Annotated in this window: 15 protein-coding genes; all 15 read left to right on the forward strand. The window is 66.8% G+C overall.

The annotated features are described in order from the left end of the window. Positions 1-17 precede the first annotated feature (17 nt). Complete coding sequence (locus tag KIT86_RS08565) at positions 18-701, forward strand: DUF484 family protein (protein WP_297397260.1); 684 nt, start codon at positions 18-20, stop codon at positions 699-701. A 12-nt stretch (positions 702-713) separates the two neighbouring features. Continuing rightward, on the forward strand, positions 714-1,742 hold the full coding sequence (locus tag KIT86_RS08570; RefSeq protein ID WP_297397262.1) for a tyrosine recombinase XerC: 1,029 nt from the start codon (positions 714-716) through the stop codon (positions 1,740-1,742). Between the two features lie 128 nt (positions 1,743-1,870). Beyond that, positions 1,871-2,278 carry a DsrE family protein gene (locus KIT86_RS08575; protein ID WP_297397323.1) on the forward strand — a complete coding sequence of 136 codons (408 nt, stop codon included), beginning with the start codon at positions 1,871-1,873 and terminating at the stop codon, positions 2,276-2,278. Positions 2,279-2,512: 234 nt separating this feature from the next. After that, positions 2,513-3,598: a GTP-binding protein gene (locus KIT86_RS08580; protein WP_297397264.1), complete on the forward strand. Its 1,086-nt coding sequence runs from the start codon at positions 2,513-2,515 to the stop codon at positions 3,596-3,598. A gap of 311 nt (positions 3,599-3,909) precedes the next feature. Next, a complete protein-coding gene (gene dksA / locus KIT86_RS08585) occupies positions 3,910-5,070 on the forward strand; it encodes an RNA polymerase-binding protein DksA (protein WP_367185432.1) in 1,161 nt (386 codons plus the stop codon). Positions 5,071-5,126: 56 nt separating this feature from the next. Further along, a complete protein-coding gene (locus KIT86_RS08590; protein WP_297397266.1) occupies positions 5,127-7,007 on the forward strand; it encodes an STAS domain-containing protein in 1,881 nt (626 codons plus the stop codon). Between the two features lie 92 nt (positions 7,008-7,099). Beyond that, complete coding sequence (hslV, locus tag KIT86_RS08595) at positions 7,100-7,645, forward strand: ATP-dependent protease subunit HslV (protein WP_297397268.1); 546 nt, start codon at positions 7,100-7,102, stop codon at positions 7,643-7,645. Positions 7,646-7,706: 61 nt separating this feature from the next. Next, positions 7,707-9,041, forward strand: coding sequence for an ATP-dependent protease ATPase subunit HslU (gene hslU, locus KIT86_RS08600; RefSeq protein WP_297397270.1), 1,335 nt, complete (start codon positions 7,707-7,709; stop codon positions 9,039-9,041). 326 nt (positions 9,042-9,367) lie between these two features. Then, positions 9,368-9,784 carry a division/cell wall cluster transcriptional repressor MraZ gene (gene mraZ, locus KIT86_RS08605; protein WP_297397271.1) on the forward strand — a complete coding sequence of 139 codons (417 nt, stop codon included), beginning with the start codon at positions 9,368-9,370 and terminating at the stop codon, positions 9,782-9,784. A gap of 5 nt (positions 9,785-9,789) precedes the next feature. Continuing rightward, on the forward strand, positions 9,790-10,716 hold the full coding sequence (rsmH, locus tag KIT86_RS08610; RefSeq protein ID WP_297397273.1) for a 16S rRNA (cytosine(1402)-N(4))-methyltransferase RsmH: 927 nt from the start codon (positions 9,790-9,792) through the stop codon (positions 10,714-10,716). Continuing rightward, on the forward strand, positions 10,713-11,018 hold the full coding sequence (ftsL, locus tag KIT86_RS08615; RefSeq protein WP_297397275.1) for a cell division protein FtsL: 306 nt from the start codon (positions 10,713-10,715) through the stop codon (positions 11,016-11,018). Before rsmH ends, ftsL begins: the two co-directional genes overlap by 4 nt. A gap of 2 nt (positions 11,019-11,020) precedes the next feature. Beyond that, positions 11,021-12,754, forward strand: a complete 1,734-nt coding sequence (locus KIT86_RS08620; RefSeq protein WP_297397277.1) for a penicillin-binding protein 2 — start codon at positions 11,021-11,023, stop codon at positions 12,752-12,754. Then, positions 12,754-14,301, forward strand: coding sequence for a UDP-N-acetylmuramoyl-L-alanyl-D-glutamate--2,6-diaminopimelate ligase (locus KIT86_RS08625; RefSeq protein ID WP_297397279.1), 1,548 nt, complete (start codon positions 12,754-12,756; stop codon positions 14,299-14,301). The genes KIT86_RS08620 and KIT86_RS08625 overlap by 1 nt, the downstream gene beginning before the upstream one ends. Further along, positions 14,298-15,716 (forward strand): UDP-N-acetylmuramoyl-tripeptide--D-alanyl-D-alanine ligase, encoded by a 1,419-nt coding sequence (gene murF / locus KIT86_RS08630; RefSeq protein WP_297397281.1) that lies wholly within the window; start codon positions 14,298-14,300, stop codon positions 15,714-15,716. Before KIT86_RS08625 ends, murF begins: the two co-directional genes overlap by 4 nt. Continuing rightward, a complete protein-coding gene (gene mraY, locus KIT86_RS08635) occupies positions 15,706-16,884 on the forward strand; it encodes a phospho-N-acetylmuramoyl-pentapeptide-transferase (protein WP_297397284.1) in 1,179 nt (392 codons plus the stop codon). The genes murF and mraY overlap by 11 nt, the downstream gene beginning before the upstream one ends. Positions 16,885-16,886: the final 2 nt, after the last annotated feature.

Below are 16,886 nucleotides of genomic sequence, written 5' to 3' on the forward strand. Positions count from 1 at the left end.
ACCGAACCGCACACGCCATGAACGCCAACCACATTCCGCCCATCACCGAAGACGACATTGCCAACTACCTGGCGAACACGCCCGACTTCTTCGAGCGCCATGCCAGCCTGCTGGCGGCGGTGCAGCTGACCAGCCCGCACGGCCAGCGCGCGGTGAGCCTGCAGGAGCGCCAGGCCGAGATGCTGCGCGAGAAAATCCGGGGCCTGGAGCTCAAAGGCGCGGAGATGATTCGCCATGGCAACGAGAACACGGTGATTGCCGACAAGCTGCAACGCTGGACGCGCGAGCTGCTCCTGACCCGCGACGCGCGCGAGCTGCCCGAAGTCACCACGAAGGCGATCGCGGACCATTTCCTGGTGCCGCAGGTGGCCATCAAAGTCTGGGACGTCGAGCCCGCCTACGCAGGAGAAGCCTTCGCCCAGGGCGCCAGCGACGATGTCAAGGCCTTTGCCTCCTCGCTCATGCGACCTTATTGCGGCGCCAACCCGGGGCTGGAAGCGGCCCAGTGGCTGGCCGACTCGGCCTCGGCTGCCTCGCTGGCCCTGATCCCCCTTCGCGCAGGCATTGCACCGCAGGCCTTTGGCCTGCTGGTGCTGGCGTCGCCCGACACCCAGCGCTTCGCACCCGACATGGGCACCGATTTCCTAGAGCGCATCGGCGAGCTGACGAGCGCGGCCCTGTCGCGCCTGCGCCCACTCTGAGAGCGTGTGCCGATGAGACCGCCCGAGCACACCCTGGCCGCTGCGGCAGGTGCGGGCGACGATGGCGCGCTGGTGCAGGCCTACCTGACCCATGTCCGGGTGGAAAAGCGGCTGGCGGATCGCACCGTCACCCTGTACACCCTGGATCTGGAGCGCCTGAGCGCCCGCGCCCGCGAGGCCGGCATCGCCCTCAAGGCGGTCCAGAACGCCCACATCCGCCGCTGGATCGCACAGATGCATGGCGCCGGGCGCAGTGCGCGCGGCATTGCGCTGATCCTCTCGGGTTGGCGCGGCTTCTATGTGTGGTTAGGTCGCCAGGGGTTGATCGACCACAACCCGGTGCAGGACGTGCGCGCGCCCAAGGCGGGCAAGCCGCTGCCCAAGGCCCTGGGGGTTGACGACGCCGTGCAGCTGGCTTCGCACCATGAGGCGTCGGACGATCCGGCATTGGAGGCGCGCGATGCCTGCATCACCGAATTGCTCTACGGTTGCGGCCTGCGCATCGGCGAGCTGGTGGGGCTGGACGTGGCAGCGAGCGGCAGCGCGCGCGGCTGGATCGATGCGCAGGATGCGGAGGCCCATGTGTTGGGCAAGGGTTCCAAGCGGCGCAGTGTGCCGGTGGGGCGACAGGCGCTCGCAGCGCTTGCGGCCTGGCTGGCGCAGCGCACGGCCTGGGCCGGCGAAGACCCTGCGCTCTTCATCGGATCGCGCGGCCAGCGGCTCACACCGCAGCACATCCGTGTGCGGCTCAAGCGCCGATCCCTGCGCGCTGGCCTCTCCACGCCGGTGCATCCGCACATGCTGCGGCACTCGTTCGCCAGCCATGTCTTGCAATCCAGTGGTGACCTGCGGGCGGTGCAGGAGTTGCTGGGCCATGCCAGCATCAGCACCACGCAGGTGTACACCCGGCTCGATTTCCAGCACCTGGCACAGGTGTACGACGCAGCGCACCCGCGTGCGGGCAGCCGTGTGGGCCAGTCGCCGGAATCCCTGGATGTGCGGCCCGTCGAGGCGACGCCGCGCCCACCGCGCGCCCGCTGAGGCATGTCCCTGATGCCCGCGGCCCGCGGGCATTGCTTGTAGGATGCTGCACCGCCTTGCGCGACCGTTCTTTGTCACTTCATCCGGAGACTCCCATGTTCAAGTTCCTCGCCGTGCTCAAGACCCTGATGCTGGGCGCCGTGCTGGCCACCTCCCTGCAGGCGAATGCCCAGGCCCAGCCTGCCGTCAAGGTGGTCTACCACCTGAGCGACGGCATTCCCCAGGCCACGCGCGCGATCCAGAACATCCGCAACCACCTCGCGGCCGACCCGACGGCCAAGATCGTGGTGGTGACGCACGGTGCAGGCATCGATTTCCTGCTCGATGGCGCCAACAACACAGCCGGCCAGCCGTTCTCTGGGGCGATCGGCGATCTGTCAGCCAAGGGTGTTGGCTTCTTTGTCTGCAACAACACGCTGGTGTCGCGCAACATTGACCCGGGCAAGGTGGCGATGGAAGCCAAGATCGTGCCCTCCGGCGTGGCGGAAGTCGCCCGGCTGCAGGCGCGTGAAGGTTTCGTCTATCTGCGGCCCTGATTTTTCGAGATCTCGCGTCGGGCCGATGGTGGTGCCCGACGGTTCCGACCCTGCGCGCGGGCGTCTTCCCGGAGCCACCCACATCCCCTCGTTGTTCACGAGGCGGTCTCCGGGCGCCCGGGCAGTCGCCCGCGGGCCCGCTTTTTGCATGCCCTGGAAGAGGCACAAAACGCGGGGGTGGCATACACTTGCCGGTTGCCCATTTCGCCACCCTTCACCTGTTCGTTGCCTGCCATGTCACTGATACCCGCGACCATCCTCACCGGTTTTCTCGGCTCTGGGAAAACCACGCTGCTCAAGCGCGTGCTCAGCGAGGCACACGGCCAGAAGATCGCCGTGGTCGAAAACGAGTTCGGTGAAGAAAACATTGACAACGAAATCCTGGTGGCCGACACCACCGAAAACATCATCCAGATGAGCAACGGCTGCATCTGCTGCACCATTCGGGACGACCTGCGCGCCACGCTGCAGGACCTTGCACAGAAGAAGCGCAAGGGCGAACTCGACTTCGAGCGCGTGGTCATCGAAACCACCGGCCTGGCCGATCCTGGCCCTGTGGCGCAGACTTTCTTCATGGACGACGAGATTGCCGAGCAGTACCTGCTGGACTCCATCCTCACCCTGGTCGACGCCAAGCACGCCGCCGAGCAACTCAACGAACGCCAGGAAGCCCGCCGCCAGGTGGGCTTTGCCGACCAGATCTTCATCAGCAAGGCCGACCTGGTGAGCGAAGAAGACCTTGGCGCCCTCACGCACCGCCTCAAGCACATGAACCCGCGTGCGCCCATGCGGCCGGTGCACTTCGGCGAGGTGGCGCTCAAGGAAGTGTTTGACCTGCGGGGCTTCAACCTCAACGCCAAGCTCGACATCGACCCCGACTTCCTCAAGGTCGATGACCACGATCACGCGCATGACCACGGCCACGACGACCATTCGCACGACCACGAGCACGGCGAGCACTGCAACCACCCCTCGCACCAGCACGACCATGGTGGCCATGGGCACCACCACCATCACGACGACGATGTGAAAAGCTTCGTCTACCGCGCCACCCGCCCGTTCAGCCCCGAGAAGCTCGAAGATTTCCTGGGCGCGATCGTGCAGGTGTATGGGCCGCGCATGCTGCGCTACAAGGGTGTGCTGCACATGGAGGGCACCGACCGCAAGGTCATCTTCCAGGGGGTGCACCAGCTCATGGGCAGCGACCTGGGGCCCGTGTGGGCCGAGGGGGAGCCGCGCACCAGCAAGATGGTCTTCATCGGCATCGACCTGCCCAAGGACATCCTGGTGCAGGGCCTGGACCAGAGTCTCGCTGGATGATGGCGATGGGTCTTGGCTTCCCCGCCCCTCCTTCCCATCGGAGCTGAGCGTGCCGTTTGTCTCGCTTCTCCAACGACGGGCCCGGCCGATGGTGCGGGATTGCGGGAGGGAGCGGCGGGGCTCGTTACAATCGCGGCCCAAGTTGGCCGGCCGGCCGCCTTTGAGGGCGCCGATCGACCAATGCCGAAAGCCGTTCGGCAATGAGGGTATAACGTCGCATCCGGCGGCCCACAGTGATGCATCTCGGGCCCAGCCCGCCGCAGCGCACCGCCCGAGATCCCGCTTCGTCAGTCACTGAGAGGAGACCCGTTGTGAAAGCCCCGGCAACCAGGACAGCGAAATCAGGCAAACCCGCCGCGTCGGGAGCCAATGCACGCGCGTCGGCGGCGAAAAAGACCACAACGGTGGCCAAAACCCAGAAAACGGCCGTCAAGCCGGTATCCAAACCTTCCAAGCCCGCGGCCAAGGCCGCGGTCAAAACCGTTGCCAAGACCCCTCTGAAAACCCCAGCCAAGACCACCGCCAAGCCTGCCATCCAAGCCAAGACCCCGGCCAAGCCGGTGGTGAAGGTGGCGGTCAAGGCGGTTGCCAAGGGCAAGGCGGCGGCGGCCAAGAAGCCAGCCGCCCCCAAGGCCACGCCCGTCAGCACCGCCGCACGCGCGCCGGTGAAGACGGCCACCCCAGCGGTCAAATCGGCGGCCAAGGCCGCCCCCAAAGCAACGACCCAGCCCGCTGCCAAAGCGGCTGTACCCTCCGTGACCCCTCCGGTTTCCAAGGCCGCGCCTGCCGCAGCCCCTGCTTCCAAACCTACCAGCGCCAAGCGCCCGGCGGCTCCACCGCCGGTCGTGGTGGAACCCACCCCTCGCCCTCTGGGCAAGCGGGCGGCCAAGAAGGTCATGATGGAGCAGATGACGCAGGCGGCCGTGGTCCCTACCCATGCCCCAGACGCTGTCAAAGCGACCTTCTCCCATATGAATCAACGTGCCGTCATGACCCCTCCCGTGCCATCCTCCATCCAGAAAGACCCCAAGCGGGCCAACAACTGGAAGACCCTGCCGGTCGAGCAACTCACCGATCTGGACGTGCAAGCCATGCCCGACAGCGAGTACATGAGCGACCTGCAGCTGGCTTACTTCCGTCGCAAGCTGTCCCAGCTCAAGGCCGACATGCTGGCCAATGCTGGCGAAACCACCGAACACCTGCGTGAAGACACCGTGGTCGTGCCCGACCCGGCCGACCGCGCGACGATCGAAGAAGAGCATGCGCTCGAATTGCGCACGCGCGATCGGGAACGCAAACTGCTGAAGAAGATCGAACAGGCGATTGCGCGCATCGATTCCGGCGACTACGGTTACTGCGAAGAAACGGGTGAGCCCATCGGGGTCGGCCGTCTCATGGCGCGGCCCACCGCCAGCCTTTCGCTCGAAGCCCAGCAGCGCCGGGAGCTCAAGCAGAAGATGTTCGGGGACTGACCCCAGTCCCTCGCCGTTCGTTTCAGTTCCCGTTTCATTTCCGGTACCGACTTCCCATGTCCAAGGACGACTCCAGCGGCGGCTTCCTGTCCAAGGTGGTGAAGTTCGTGCGCCACCCGACCACCAGCTGGTCGGACCTGGACACCCGGACGGCCGATCGCGAGAGCGAGTACAGCAAGGCCGCGCTCAAGGAGATGATTGAGCGCAAGCGGCGCAACGACTTCGTTCGCAAGCGCGAGTTCGACATGCTGCGCAAGATCCGCAGCCGCGAGGGTACCGGCGCCGAAGGCCCCGGCATGCGTCCGTCGTTCTTTCAGAGCAGCTTGCCGTCCAAGCCGGACGACCGGGCCGAAACCCTGAAGAAGATCGACGAAATCGAAGCCCAGATGTCGATGCAGTGGTGGAAGACCAAGGGCCCCGATTCCCTGGTCAGCACCGGCTCTGGTCTGAACACCGGCACCCATGGTCCTGGCAACCTGTCCGCCAAATCGAGGCAGGCGCCCCTGGCGCCCAGCGTGCCCGAGTCCAGCGTTCGGCAGCGCAAGGCGCAGTACGACGAGACCGAGCCCGGCCCCTTGCCCAACCCCACCGCCTCAGCGCCCGCGACGGTGCAGTCGCTGGACATCCCTGCCTTGAACATCCCGGCATCCGCTTCGGCGCCCGCCGCCTTGCGCAAGAGCTGGGGTCCGGCGCAGGAGCGCGAGGTGGCCGCCGCCCCGCCGCCGCCTCCAGCCCCCCCCGCGCGCACCGGACTGGTGGCGCCCACCGCCACGAACGAGCGCCGCAGCTCCGGCCAGGAGTTCTCGGCCTCGCATTTCTACGCCCTGGATGTGCAGGAGATTGCGCAGGACCCCGAGGTGGAAGAGGCCGCGATCCGCTTTGCCAATGGCGACGACGCCGGGGCGGAGCAGGGTCTGCTGGCGGTGCTGGGAGAGGGTGGCGCCAAGGCCGATCAGAAAGAAGACTGGCTGGCGCTGTTCGACCTCTACCGGGCCACTGGCCAGCTCGCGCCCTTCGAGAGTCGCGCGGTGGATTTCGTCAATCGCTTCAGCCGTTCCGCGCCGCAGTGGTACGACATGCCCGAGACCGTGGCCGGGCTGACTGGCAGGGTCTATGTGCCTTCCACCGGCCACAACCGCGCGGTCTGGGTGAGCGAGCCGGAGCTCGACGCGCATGCGGTGGGCACTTTGCAGAACGTCCTGCTGCGCGCAGCGCAGCCCTGGGTGCTCGATTGGACGCCGCTGGAAAGCATGGACCTCAAGGCGGCGCGCGCACTGCTGGGCATCTTCACCTTGTGGGGCGACCAGGAAGTGGAGTTGCGTTTCCAGGGCGCCTCGCCTTTCCGGGACTTGCTCAAGAGCCAGACGCCCTCTGGCCGCAGGGACGTCGAGCAACTCTGGTGGGAGCTGCGCATGGCGGTGCTGCGCGTCATGAACCGGCCAGACGAATTCGAGCTCACCGCGCTTGATTTCTGCGTCACCTACGAAGTGTCGCCACCCGGCTGGGAAAAGCCGCGCTGCTACTACTCGTCGCAGTCGGCCGACAGGCCGGGCGAGGCCGGTCAATCGGTGCTGGGTGAGTCGGTGCTGGAGCAAGTGGCGTCAGGGTTTCCGCACAGCGAATCGGTGCTGGACAGCGAGGCCGGTGAATTCAGCCAGCTCGGGCTGGTGGAGCTCTCGGGTGAGATCCGCGGCGATCCCCAGGCCACGCTCGAGGCGCTGGAGCGCAAGCTCAAAGGCGCCGACGTGCTCATCATTTCCTGCCGCAACCTGATCCGGGTCGATTTCTCGGCCGCGGGCACGTTGCTCAACTGGGTGTCGAACCACCACGCAGAAGGCCGCGTGGTGCAGTTCGTGGACGCGCACCGGCTGGTGTCGGCGTTTTTCCACGTGATCGGCATCACCGAATACGCCAAGGTGGTCGTCCGCATCGACTGACCGAGGCCACTGCCAGGTCGCTTGCATTGATGTCGCGCCAACGCGCGCGCGCCGCCGTTGCAATTGCACAGACCGCCCTCAACTGAAGCGCCATGGAATCATTTCACGGAACCACCATCGTCTGCGTGCGGCGCGAGACACCCCAGGGCGTGCAGGTCGCCATTGGCGGTGACGGCCAGGTCACGCTGGGCAACATCGTTGTCAAGGGCACGGCACGCAAGGTGCGCAAGCTCTATCGCGAGCAGGTGCTCGCGGGCTTTGCCGGCGCCACCGCCGACGCCTTCACCCTCTTCGAGCGCTTTGAGGCCAAGCTCGAGAAGCACCAGGGCCACCTGGTGCGCGCGGCCATCGAACTCACGCGCGACTGGCGCACCGACCGTGTGCTGCGCCGCCTGGAGGCCATGCTCGCCGTGGCCGACCGCAGCGCGTCGCTGATCATCACCGGCAACGGCGACGTGCTCGAGCCGGAGCACGGCATTGTGGCCATCGGTTCTGGCGGCGCGTACGCGCAGGCCGCGGCCAAGGCCTTGATCGACCACACCGATCTCAGCGCGGAAGACGTGGTGCGCAAGTCCCTCGCGATCGCGGGCGAGTTGTGCATCTACACCAACATGAACCACACGGTGGAGGTGCTTTGATGAGCGCAGCTCAGAACGGCGTCAAGCACGGCCCGCGTCAGCGGTACAGCGAGGGGGCCCCATGTCCTCGATGACGCCACAGGAGATCGTTTCCGAACTCGACCGCTTCATCATCGGCCAGAAGGGCGCCAAGCGCGCCGTGGCCATCGCCCTGCGCAACCGCTGGCGGCGCCAGCAGGTCGACGAAAAGTTGCGGCCCGAGATCACGCCCAAGAACATTCTGATGATCGGCCCCACCGGCGTGGGCAAAACCGAGATCGCGCGCCGCCTGGCCCGTCTGGCCGACGCACCGTTCATCAAGGTCGAGGCCACCAAGTTCACCGAGGTGGGTTACGTGGGCAAGGACGTGGACAGCATCATCCGCGACCTGGCCGACATCGCGATCAAGCAGACGCGCGAGGTCGAGATGCGCAAGCAGCGCGCACGGGCTGAAGACGCCGCCGAGGACCGCATCCTGGACGTGCTCATCCCGCCGCCGCGCGGCGTGGGCGCAGAGCCTTCTGCCGTGGCCACCTCGGAGGGCACCGCGCGCCAGAACTTCCGCAAGAAGCTGCGCGAAGGGCAGCTCGACGAGCGCGAGATCGAGATCGACCTGGCCGAAGCCCGGCCATCGATGGAGATCATGGGCCCGGCCGGCATGGAAGAGATGGCCGAGCAACTGCGTGGGATGTTCAGCCAGATGGGGGCCGGCAAGCGCCAGACGCGCAAGCTCAGGATTGCCGAGGCCATGAAGCTGCTGATCGAGGAGGAGGCGGGCAAGCTGGTCAACGAGGAAGAGATCAAGACCCGCGCACTGCACAACGCCGAGCAGAACGGCATCGTGTTCATCGATGAGATCGACAAGGTCACTTCGCGCAGCGATGCGGGTGGGGCCGAGGTGTCGCGCCAGGGCGTGCAACGCGACCTCCTGCCACTGGTGGAGGGCACCACGGTCTCCACCAAGTACGGCATGGTCAAGACCGATCACATCCTCTTCATCGCCAGCGGCGCGTTTCACCTCGCGCGGCCGAGCGACCTGATTCCCGAACTGCAGGGGCGCTTTCCGATCCGAGTCGAACTGCAGTCGCTTTCCGTGGACGATTTCGAAGCCATCCTCACGCAGACCCATGCCTCGCTGGTGAAGCAGTACCAGGAGCTGCTGGCCACCGAGGGCGTGACGCTGGCGTTCGCGCCCGATGGCATCCGCCGCCTCGCGCAGATCGCCTACGACGTCAACGAGCGCACCGAGAACATCGGCGCCCGGCGCCTGTCCACGGTGATGGAGCACCTGCTGGACGAGGTGAGCTTCGACGCCACGCGCCTGCAGGGCCAGACCATCACCATCGACGCGGCCTATGTGGATGCCCGTCTGGGCGAACTCAGCCGCAACGAAGACCTCTCGCGCTACATCCTTTGAAGACTGCAAGGGCCTCGGCTTCTCGCCGAGCCCCCTTTCGGCCCGCTCGCACCCGGTGTCGCGAGCGCCGCGCCGGCCTTTTCCTCCCCTCCTGATCATTCATACAGCCCTGCATGTAACAGGGTTTTGAAGCTTCACATGCAGTGCTTGTTGTAAGTGCTTGCTTTTAATGTGTTTTTGGCCGCAACAAAGCTTCTAAATGCTTCCTAAGTGGTTGATTTCATTGAAAAAATGTGTAGCCGGCGGGTTGCACGCAGGGTATTTCCTGATAAAGTGGAAAAAAGTGCAATTAAGTGGTGAAAAGTGTCTTCTAAGGGCTAAACGCGGTGTTCCAGGGTGCGTCTTCTCTCAGTCTCGATGTGAAGGGCCGGCTGTCCATGCCGACCCGGCACCGTGACGCCCTGGGCGCGGCACTCACGATCACCAAGCATCCCCACGGCTGCCTCATGGTATTCCCCCGCAGTGCCTGGGAACAGTTCCGTGACCGCATCGCCGCCTTGCCGATGCAGGCCCAGTGGTGGAAGCGCATCTTCCTGGGCAACGCCATGGACGTGGACATGGACACCTCCGGCCGCGTGCTGGTTTCGCCCGAGCTGCGTGCGGGCGCCGGCATCAGCAAGGACGTGGTCCTGCTGGGCATGGGCGCCTACTTTGAGCTGTGGGACGCGCAGGTCTATGCGGCGCAGGAAGCCGAAGCCATGAAGGCCGAAATGCCCGATGTCTTCAAGGACTTCTCTTTCTAAGGGCCATGGTGCAAAGCGCATGGAACCATCAGACCGTCCTGTTGAACGAGGCTGTGCAAGCCCTCGGCATCAACCCGGACGGGCACTATGTCGACGCCACCTTCGGGCGCGGCGGCCACTCGCGGCTGATCCTCGAGCAGTTGTCCCGCAAGGGGCGGCTGACCGCCTTCGACAAAGATCCGCAGGCCGTGGCGGCGGCAGAGGAACTGGCGGCCAGCGATGGCCGTTTTTCCATCCGGCACGAGGGGTTCAGCCACCTGGGCGAACTGGGGGCGGCGAGCGCGGACGGTCTGCTGATGGACCTCGGCGTGAGCTCTCCCCAGATCGACGACCCCGAACGGGGTTTTTCTTTTCGCCACGACGGACCTCTGGACATGCGCATGGACACCACGCGCGGCCAGAGCGTGGCTCAATGGCTGGAGACGGCCGAGGTCTCAACCCTGTCGGAGGTCATTCGTGACTATGGCGAAGAACGGTTTGCTCAATCGATTGCAAAGGCGATTGATCGTCGCAGACAGGAACGGGGCCCTTTTCGAACCACCGGCGAGCTGGCCGAAGTCGTGGCTGGCGCGGTCAAAACCCGCGAGCCGGGCAAGGACCCTGCAACGCGCACATTTCAGGCTTTTCGGATTTTCATCAACGCCGAGCTTGAAGAGTTGCAACAAGCGCTAGAGGCCAGCCTGCAGGTGTTGCGTCCCGGAGGAAAACTGGTGGTGATCAGCTTCCATTCCTTGGAAGACCGCATGGTCAAGCAGTTCATGGCGCGCCATTCGCGCGCCGTGGTGGATCGCCGCGTGCCTTTTGCCGAGCCCGCGCCCATGGCGCTGTGTGGTCTCAAGCGCGTGATGCCGTCCGACGAGGAGGTCAAGGCCAATCCTCGCTCGCGCAGCGCCGTCATGCGCGTGGCCGAGCGCACGGAGGCCTCGGCATGATCCGGCTGAACCTCGTGCTGCTGGCGGTGGTGATCGCAAGCGCCTTCTACCTGGTGCACACCCAGTACGAGTCGCGCCGGCTCTACACCGCGCTCGACCGCTCGCAGGCCCAGGCGCGCAAGCTCGAGTCCGAGCACGAGCAGCTGCAGGTGCAAAAACGCGCCCAGGCCACGCCGGCGCGCGTGCAGCTGCTGGCTTCGCGCCAGCTGCAGATGCGCCCGGTCACGCCGGGCATCACGCAGTACGTCACCGTGTTCGATCCGTCGCAGCCGGCGGCAGCCAACCCCACGCCGGAGCGCTGACCATGGGTCGCAGCATCAACTACTCCGCAAGCCCCTTGCTGGCCAGCCGCACCCCGGTGTGGCGCAGCAAGTTCATCGTGGCTGCGCTGGCCGTGGCCTTCGCCGGGCTCGCCGGGCGCGCCGCCTACGTGCAGGTGTTTGGCAACGACTTCTTCCAGCGCCAGGGCGAGGTCCGATTCGCGCGCACGCTGGAATTGCCGGCCAACCGTGGCCGCGTGCTCGACCGCAATGGCCTGATCCTCGCGTCCAGCGTGGTCGCACAAAGCATCTGGGCGATCCCCGAAGACGTCGACCGCGCCGACCCCAAGCTGCGCCAGCTCGCCAAGCTGCTCGAGATGCCGCTGGCCGACCTGCGCAAGCGCCTGGCCGACGACGACAAGACCTTCGTCTGGATCAAGCGCCAGGTGGACGATCCGGTGGCCAAGGAGATCGCCGCCCTCGGCATCAAGGGCATCTACCAGCGACGCGAGTACAAGCGGCAGTACCCCGAGGGCGAGGCCGCCGCGCACGTGGTGGGCTTTACCAACGTGGAAGACATCGGCCAGGAAGGCGTGGAGCTCGCGTTCAACCGGCAGCTGGCTGGCAAGAGTGGCTCGCGCCGCGTGATCAAGGACCGCCTGGGCCGCGTTGTGGAAGACGTGCGCGATGTGGTGCCGCCGGTGGATGGCCCCGACCTGCAACTGTCCATCGACAGCAAGGTGCAGTACTTCGCGTACCAGAAGCTCAAGGACGCCGTGCTGGCGCACAAGGCGCATGCCGGCAGCGTGATCGTGCTCGACACAATCTCGGGCGAGGTGCTGGCTCTGGCCAACTACCCCAGCTACAACCCCAACCGGCGCCAGAACCTCACGGGCGAGCAACTGCGCAACCGCGTGCTCACCGACAGCTTCGAGCCTGGTTCGACCATGAAGCCCTTCATCGCCGCGCTGGCGCTGGAGAAAGGCCTGGTCACGCCCAACACCCCCATCCATACCGCGCCGGGTCGCATCACCATTGGCGGCTCGACGATCAGCGACTCGCACCCGAACGACGTGTTGACCGTGTCGCAGGTGATCCAGAAGTCGAGCAACGTGGGCACGGTCAAGATGGCCATGCAGATGAGCCCGCGCGAAATGTGGGAAACCTATGCGCAGGCCGGCTTCGGCCAGAAGCCGCAGGTGCCGTTTCCCGGTGCGGTCACCGGCCGTCTGCGGCCCTACAAGACCTGGCGCCCGATCGAGCAGGCCACCATGAGCTATGGGTACGGCCTCTCGGCTTCGCTGTTCCAGCTCGCGCAGGCCTACACCATCTTCGCGCGCGACGGCGAGCTGATTCCCCTGACCCTGCAGAAGTCCGATACCCAGACCGCCGGTGTGCGGGTGTTCAGCGCCAAGAACTCCATCGCCGTGCGCCAGATGCTCGGCCTCGCAGCCGGCCCGGGTGGCACCGGCTCGCGTGCCCAGACCATGGGCTACTCGGTGGGTGGCAAGAGTGGCACCGCGCACAAGCAGGAAGGCAAGGGCTACGCCGACAAGAAGTACCGCAGCTGGTTCGTGGGCCTGGCGCCGGTGGAGGCGCCGCGCATCGTGGTGGCGGTGATGATCGACGAGCCCAGCAACGGCCAGTACTTTGGCGGCCTGGTGGCCGCGCCGGTGTTCAGCGAGACCGTGCAGCAGACCTTGCGCATCCTCGGCGTGCAGCCCGACATGAACGTCAAGCCGCAGATCGTCACCCACGTGGTGGAGGAGTCGTTCTGATGCTGCGCACCATCCAGGATCCCCAGGCCGTGGCCGACTGGCTGCGCGAGCGTGGCGTGCGTGCGCTGCATTGCGACAGCCGCCGTGTGGGCATGGGTGATGGCTTCGTGGCCTGGCCGGGCGCGGCCACCGATGGGCGCCGCTTCGTGCCGGGCGCGCTGCAGGCGGGCGCCGTCGCGGCGCTGGTGGAGAGCGAGGGTGCGCAACCCTATGGCTTTGATGACGATCGCGTGGCGGCCGTGCCGGGCCTCAAGGCCTCAGCCGGCGCGATTGCCAGCGCCTTCTACGGCACGCCGAGCGCAGCCCTCGACATGGTGGCCATCACGGGTACCAACGGAAAAACCTCCACGGCCTGGTGGACGGCGCAACTGCTGTCCTTCTGCGCCAAACCCTGCGCCGTTGTCGGCACGCTGGGCATGGGGCTTGCGCCCCAGCCCGGCCAGACGGGCTGCCCCCCGCTGGTGCCGACCGGTCTGACCACGCCCGACCCCGTCATGCTGCAAGCGGAGCTGCGCCGCTTCGTCGACACGGGCCTGAAGGCCTGCGCCATCGAGGCCTCGTCCATCGGCATTGTCGAAGGCCGGCTCAACGCCACGCAGTTGCGCGTGGCCGTGTTCACCAATTTCACGCAAGACCACCTCGACTTCCACGGCAGCATGGAGGCCTACTGGACCGCCAAGGCCGGGCTGTTCGACTGGCCCGATCTGGCCAGCGCAGTGGTCAACGTCGACGACGCCCGTGGCGCGGACCTGGCCGCCACACTCGCCCGCCGGGGACTGGACCTCTGGACGGTGGCCATCGAAGCCGGTCACCACGGGAGCGCCCGCTTGTTCGCGCAGGACCTGGCGTTCACCGACAGCGGCATGGCCCTGCAGGTCGGCGAGCGCGACGCGCGGGGCCGAACCCTGGCCCAGCACGCGCTGAGCCTGCCGCTGGTGGGGCGTTACAACGTGTCCAACCTGCTGTGCGTGCTGGCCAGTGCGCGGGCGCTCGGCGTGCCCCTGGCCGACGCGGTGCAGGCCTGTGCCGCGCTCACGCCCGTGCCCGGCCGCATGGAGCAGGCCGCGCCCGGCCAGTCGGGCCAGCCACTGGTGCTGGTGGACTACGCGCACACGCCCGATGCGCTTGAAAAAGCCCTGCAGGCCTTGCAACCGCTGGTGCGCCAGCGCGGCGGCGCCCTCTGGGTGGTGGTGGGCTGCGGCGGCGACCGCGATGCCGGCAAGCGCCCGCTGATGGCTGCGGCCGCCGAGCGCGAGGCGCAACACGCTGTGCTCACCAGCGACAACCCGCGCGGCGAAGACCCGCTGGCGATCCTGCGCCAGATGGTGGCCGGCCTTTCGTCGCCCGATGCCGCGACCGTCGAGCCTGACCGCGCCCAGGCCATTGCGCTGGCGGTGGTGCGCGCCCAAGCGCGCGACGTGGTGCTGATCGCTGGCAAGGGCCACGAGGACTACCAGGACGTGTTGGGCGTGAAGAAGCCGTTTTCCGATCTGCAGCACGCGCGCGCAGCGCTTGCGCGCCGCCACGGCCAGGGGGTCCACGCATGAAGACCCTGGGCCAGCTCCTGCCGCAGCTCGAAGGCGCCCGCGTGGTGGGCCAGCCCGAGCTGCCGTTCACCCGCGTGCACACCGACACCCGCAGCCTGCAGCCCGGCGACCTCTTCGTGGCCTTGAAGGGCGAGCGCTTCGACGCGCACGACTTCCTGCCACAGGCGCAAGGGCAGGGTGCACTGGCCGCCATCGCCCACCGGGGGCTGGCCGAGGCCGGTCTGCCGGGCGTGGAAGTGCCCGACACGCGGCGTGCGCTGGGCGAGCTCTCGCGCCGCTGGCGCGCTCAGTTCGACCTGCCGCTGATCGCCGTGACGGGCAGCAACGGCAAGACCACGGTCACGCAAATGATCGCCTCCATCCTGCGCGCCGCCGCAGGCGAGGCGGCGCACGCCACGCAGGGCAACTTCAACAACGACATCGGCGTGCCGCTCACCCTGCTGCGCCTGAGCGCCGCGCACCGCCTCTCGGTGGTGGAACTGGGCATGAACCACCCGGGCGAGATCGCCGAACTCGCCGCGCTGACGCAGCCCACGGTCGCGCTGGTCAACAACGCGCAGCGCGAGCACCTTGAATTCATGGCCACCGTGGAAGCCGTGGCGCGCGAGAACGGGCAGGTCATCCAGGCGCTGGGTGCCGACGGCGTGGCGGTGTTTCCTTCCGACGACACGTACACCCCGCTGTGGCGCGAGTTTGCCGGGGCGCGGCGCGTCATCACCTTCAGCGATCGCGACGAGGCCGCCGATGTGCGGGCGCTCGGGACCGAGTGGTCCGAAGGCGCGTGGGCGCTGAGTTTCCTGTCGCCACTGGGTGAAGCCTCGGTGCGCCTGCGCATCGCCGGCCGCCACAACGTGCGAAATGCGCTGGCAGCCACCGCCTGCGCCCTGGCCGCCGGTGTGCCGCTGGACGCAGTGGTGCGTGGCCTGGACGCGTTCGAGCCGGTGGGCGGTCGTTCGCGCGCCCTTGCGCTGCGCGTGAACGACCGCCACGTCACCCTGATCGACGACACCTACAACGCCAACCCCGATTCGGTGCGCGCTGCCATCGACGTGCTGGCCGAGCTGCCCGCGCCGCGCCTGCTGGTGCTGGGCGACATGGGAGAAGTCGGCGAGCAGGGCCTGGCGTTCCACGACGAGGTGCTGCGCCACGCCCTGGAGCGCGGCATTGAGGCCGTGCACGTCGCGGGCGACTGGATGCGCCAGGCCAGCGCCACCTTGCCCCAAGTCACTCACTGGGTGGAAGTGCCCGCCATGGCCGGCGCCGTCTGTGCCGCCGTGACCGATGACCGGCCTGTGTTCCGCAGCGTGCTCGTCAAGGGTTCGCGCTTCATGCGCATGGAGCGCGTGGTGCAGGCGCTGCTGGGCCTGGACCCCGCACAAACAAGAGATAAGAAGGACAACGCCCATGCTGCCTAGCCTGGCCCTCTGGCTGCAAGGCCTCTCGCCTGAATTCGGATCCCTGCGGGTGTTCCAGTACCTCACGTTCCGTGCCGTGATGGCGGCCATGACGGCACTCCTTGTCGGCCTGGTCGCAGGCCCTTACTTCATCCGGCGCCTGGCCGCGCTCAAGATCGGCCAGCCGATCCGCGAGTACGCCATGCAGACCCACCTGAGCAAGGGCGGCACGCCCACCATGGGTGGCGTGCTCATCCTGTTCTCCATCGCGTTGTCCACGTTGCTGTGGTTCGACCTCACCAACCGCTTCGTGTGGATCGTGCTGCTGGTCACCCTGGGTTTTGGTGCCATCGGCTGGGTGGACGACTGGCGCAAGGTGGTCCACAAGGACCCCGAAGGCATGCGCTCGCGCGAGAAGTACTTCTGGCAATCGGTGATCGGTCTGGTGGCCGCTTTCTACCTGGTGTTCAGCGTGTCCGAGTCCAGCAACCTGCGCGTGCTCGAGCTGTTCATCGCCTGGGTGCGTTCGGGCTTCACCGTGGACCTGCCGCCGCAGGCTGGCCTGCTGGTGCCCTTCTTCAAAGAAATCAGCTACCCGCTGGGGGTGTTCGGTTTCGTGATCATGACCTACCTGGTCATCGTCGGTTCGAGCAACGCCGTCAACCTCACCGACGGTCTCGACGGCCTGGCCATCATGCCGGTGGTGATGGTCGGGTCTGCGCTGGGCGTGTTCGCCTACGTCACGGGCAACTCGGTGTTCGCTCGCTACCTGCTGCTGCCGCACATTCCCGGCGCGGGCGAGTTGCTGATCTTCTGCGCCGCGGTGGCCGGTGCGGGCCTGGCTTTCCTGTGGTTCAACACCCACCCCGCGCAGGTGTTCATGGGCGATGTGGGCGCGCTCGCGCTGGGCGGCGCGCTGGGCACCATCGCCGTCATCGTGCGCCAGGAGATCGTGCTTGCCATCATGGGCGGCATCTTCGTGGTCGAGGCGCTGTCGGTGATGCTGCAGGTGAGCTGGTTCAAGTACACCAAGCGGCGCTACGGCACGGGCCGTCGCCTGTTCCAGATGGCGCCGCTGCACCACCACTTCGAGAAAAAGGGCTGGAAGGAGACGCAGGTCGTCGTGCGCTTCTGGATCATCACCATGCTGTTGTGCCTCGTGGGGCTGTCCACGCTCAAGCTGAGATGAGC

Origin of the sequence: Hydrogenophaga sp. (assembly GCF_026125825.1) — a bacterium.
Taxonomy (GTDB): Bacteria; Pseudomonadota; Gammaproteobacteria; order Burkholderiales; family Burkholderiaceae_C; genus Hydrogenophaga.

Excerpts from the sequence above, each read along its gene's own strand:
- KIT86_RS08565 (WP_297397260.1), top strand. The coding sequence starts at position 18 with ATGAACGCCAACCACATTCCGCCCATCACCGAAGACGACATTGCCAAC.
- KIT86_RS08570 (WP_297397262.1), top strand. The coding sequence starts at position 714 with ATGAGACCGCCCGAGCACACCCTGGCCGCTGCGGCAGGTGCGGGCGAC.
- KIT86_RS08575 (WP_297397323.1), top strand. The coding sequence starts at position 1,871 with ATGCTGGGCGCCGTGCTGGCCACCTCCCTGCAGGCGAATGCCCAGGCC.
- KIT86_RS08580 (WP_297397264.1), top strand. The coding sequence starts at position 2,513 with ATGTCACTGATACCCGCGACCATCCTCACCGGTTTTCTCGGCTCTGGG.
- KIT86_RS08590 (WP_297397266.1), top strand. The coding sequence starts at position 5,127 with ATGTCCAAGGACGACTCCAGCGGCGGCTTCCTGTCCAAGGTGGTGAAG.
- hslV (WP_297397268.1), top strand. The coding sequence starts at position 7,100 with ATGGAATCATTTCACGGAACCACCATCGTCTGCGTGCGGCGCGAGACA.
- hslU (WP_297397270.1), top strand. The coding sequence starts at position 7,707 with ATGTCCTCGATGACGCCACAGGAGATCGTTTCCGAACTCGACCGCTTC.
- rsmH (WP_297397273.1), top strand. The coding sequence starts at position 9,790 with ATGGTGCAAAGCGCATGGAACCATCAGACCGTCCTGTTGAACGAGGCT.
- ftsL (WP_297397275.1), top strand. The coding sequence starts at position 10,713 with ATGATCCGGCTGAACCTCGTGCTGCTGGCGGTGGTGATCGCAAGCGCC.
- KIT86_RS08620 (WP_297397277.1), top strand. The coding sequence starts at position 11,021 with ATGGGTCGCAGCATCAACTACTCCGCAAGCCCCTTGCTGGCCAGCCGC.
- KIT86_RS08625 (WP_297397279.1), top strand. The coding sequence starts at position 12,754 with ATGCTGCGCACCATCCAGGATCCCCAGGCCGTGGCCGACTGGCTGCGC.
- murF (WP_297397281.1), top strand. The coding sequence starts at position 14,298 with ATGAAGACCCTGGGCCAGCTCCTGCCGCAGCTCGAAGGCGCCCGCGTG.
- mraY (WP_297397284.1), top strand. The coding sequence starts at position 15,706 with ATGCTGCCTAGCCTGGCCCTCTGGCTGCAAGGCCTCTCGCCTGAATTC.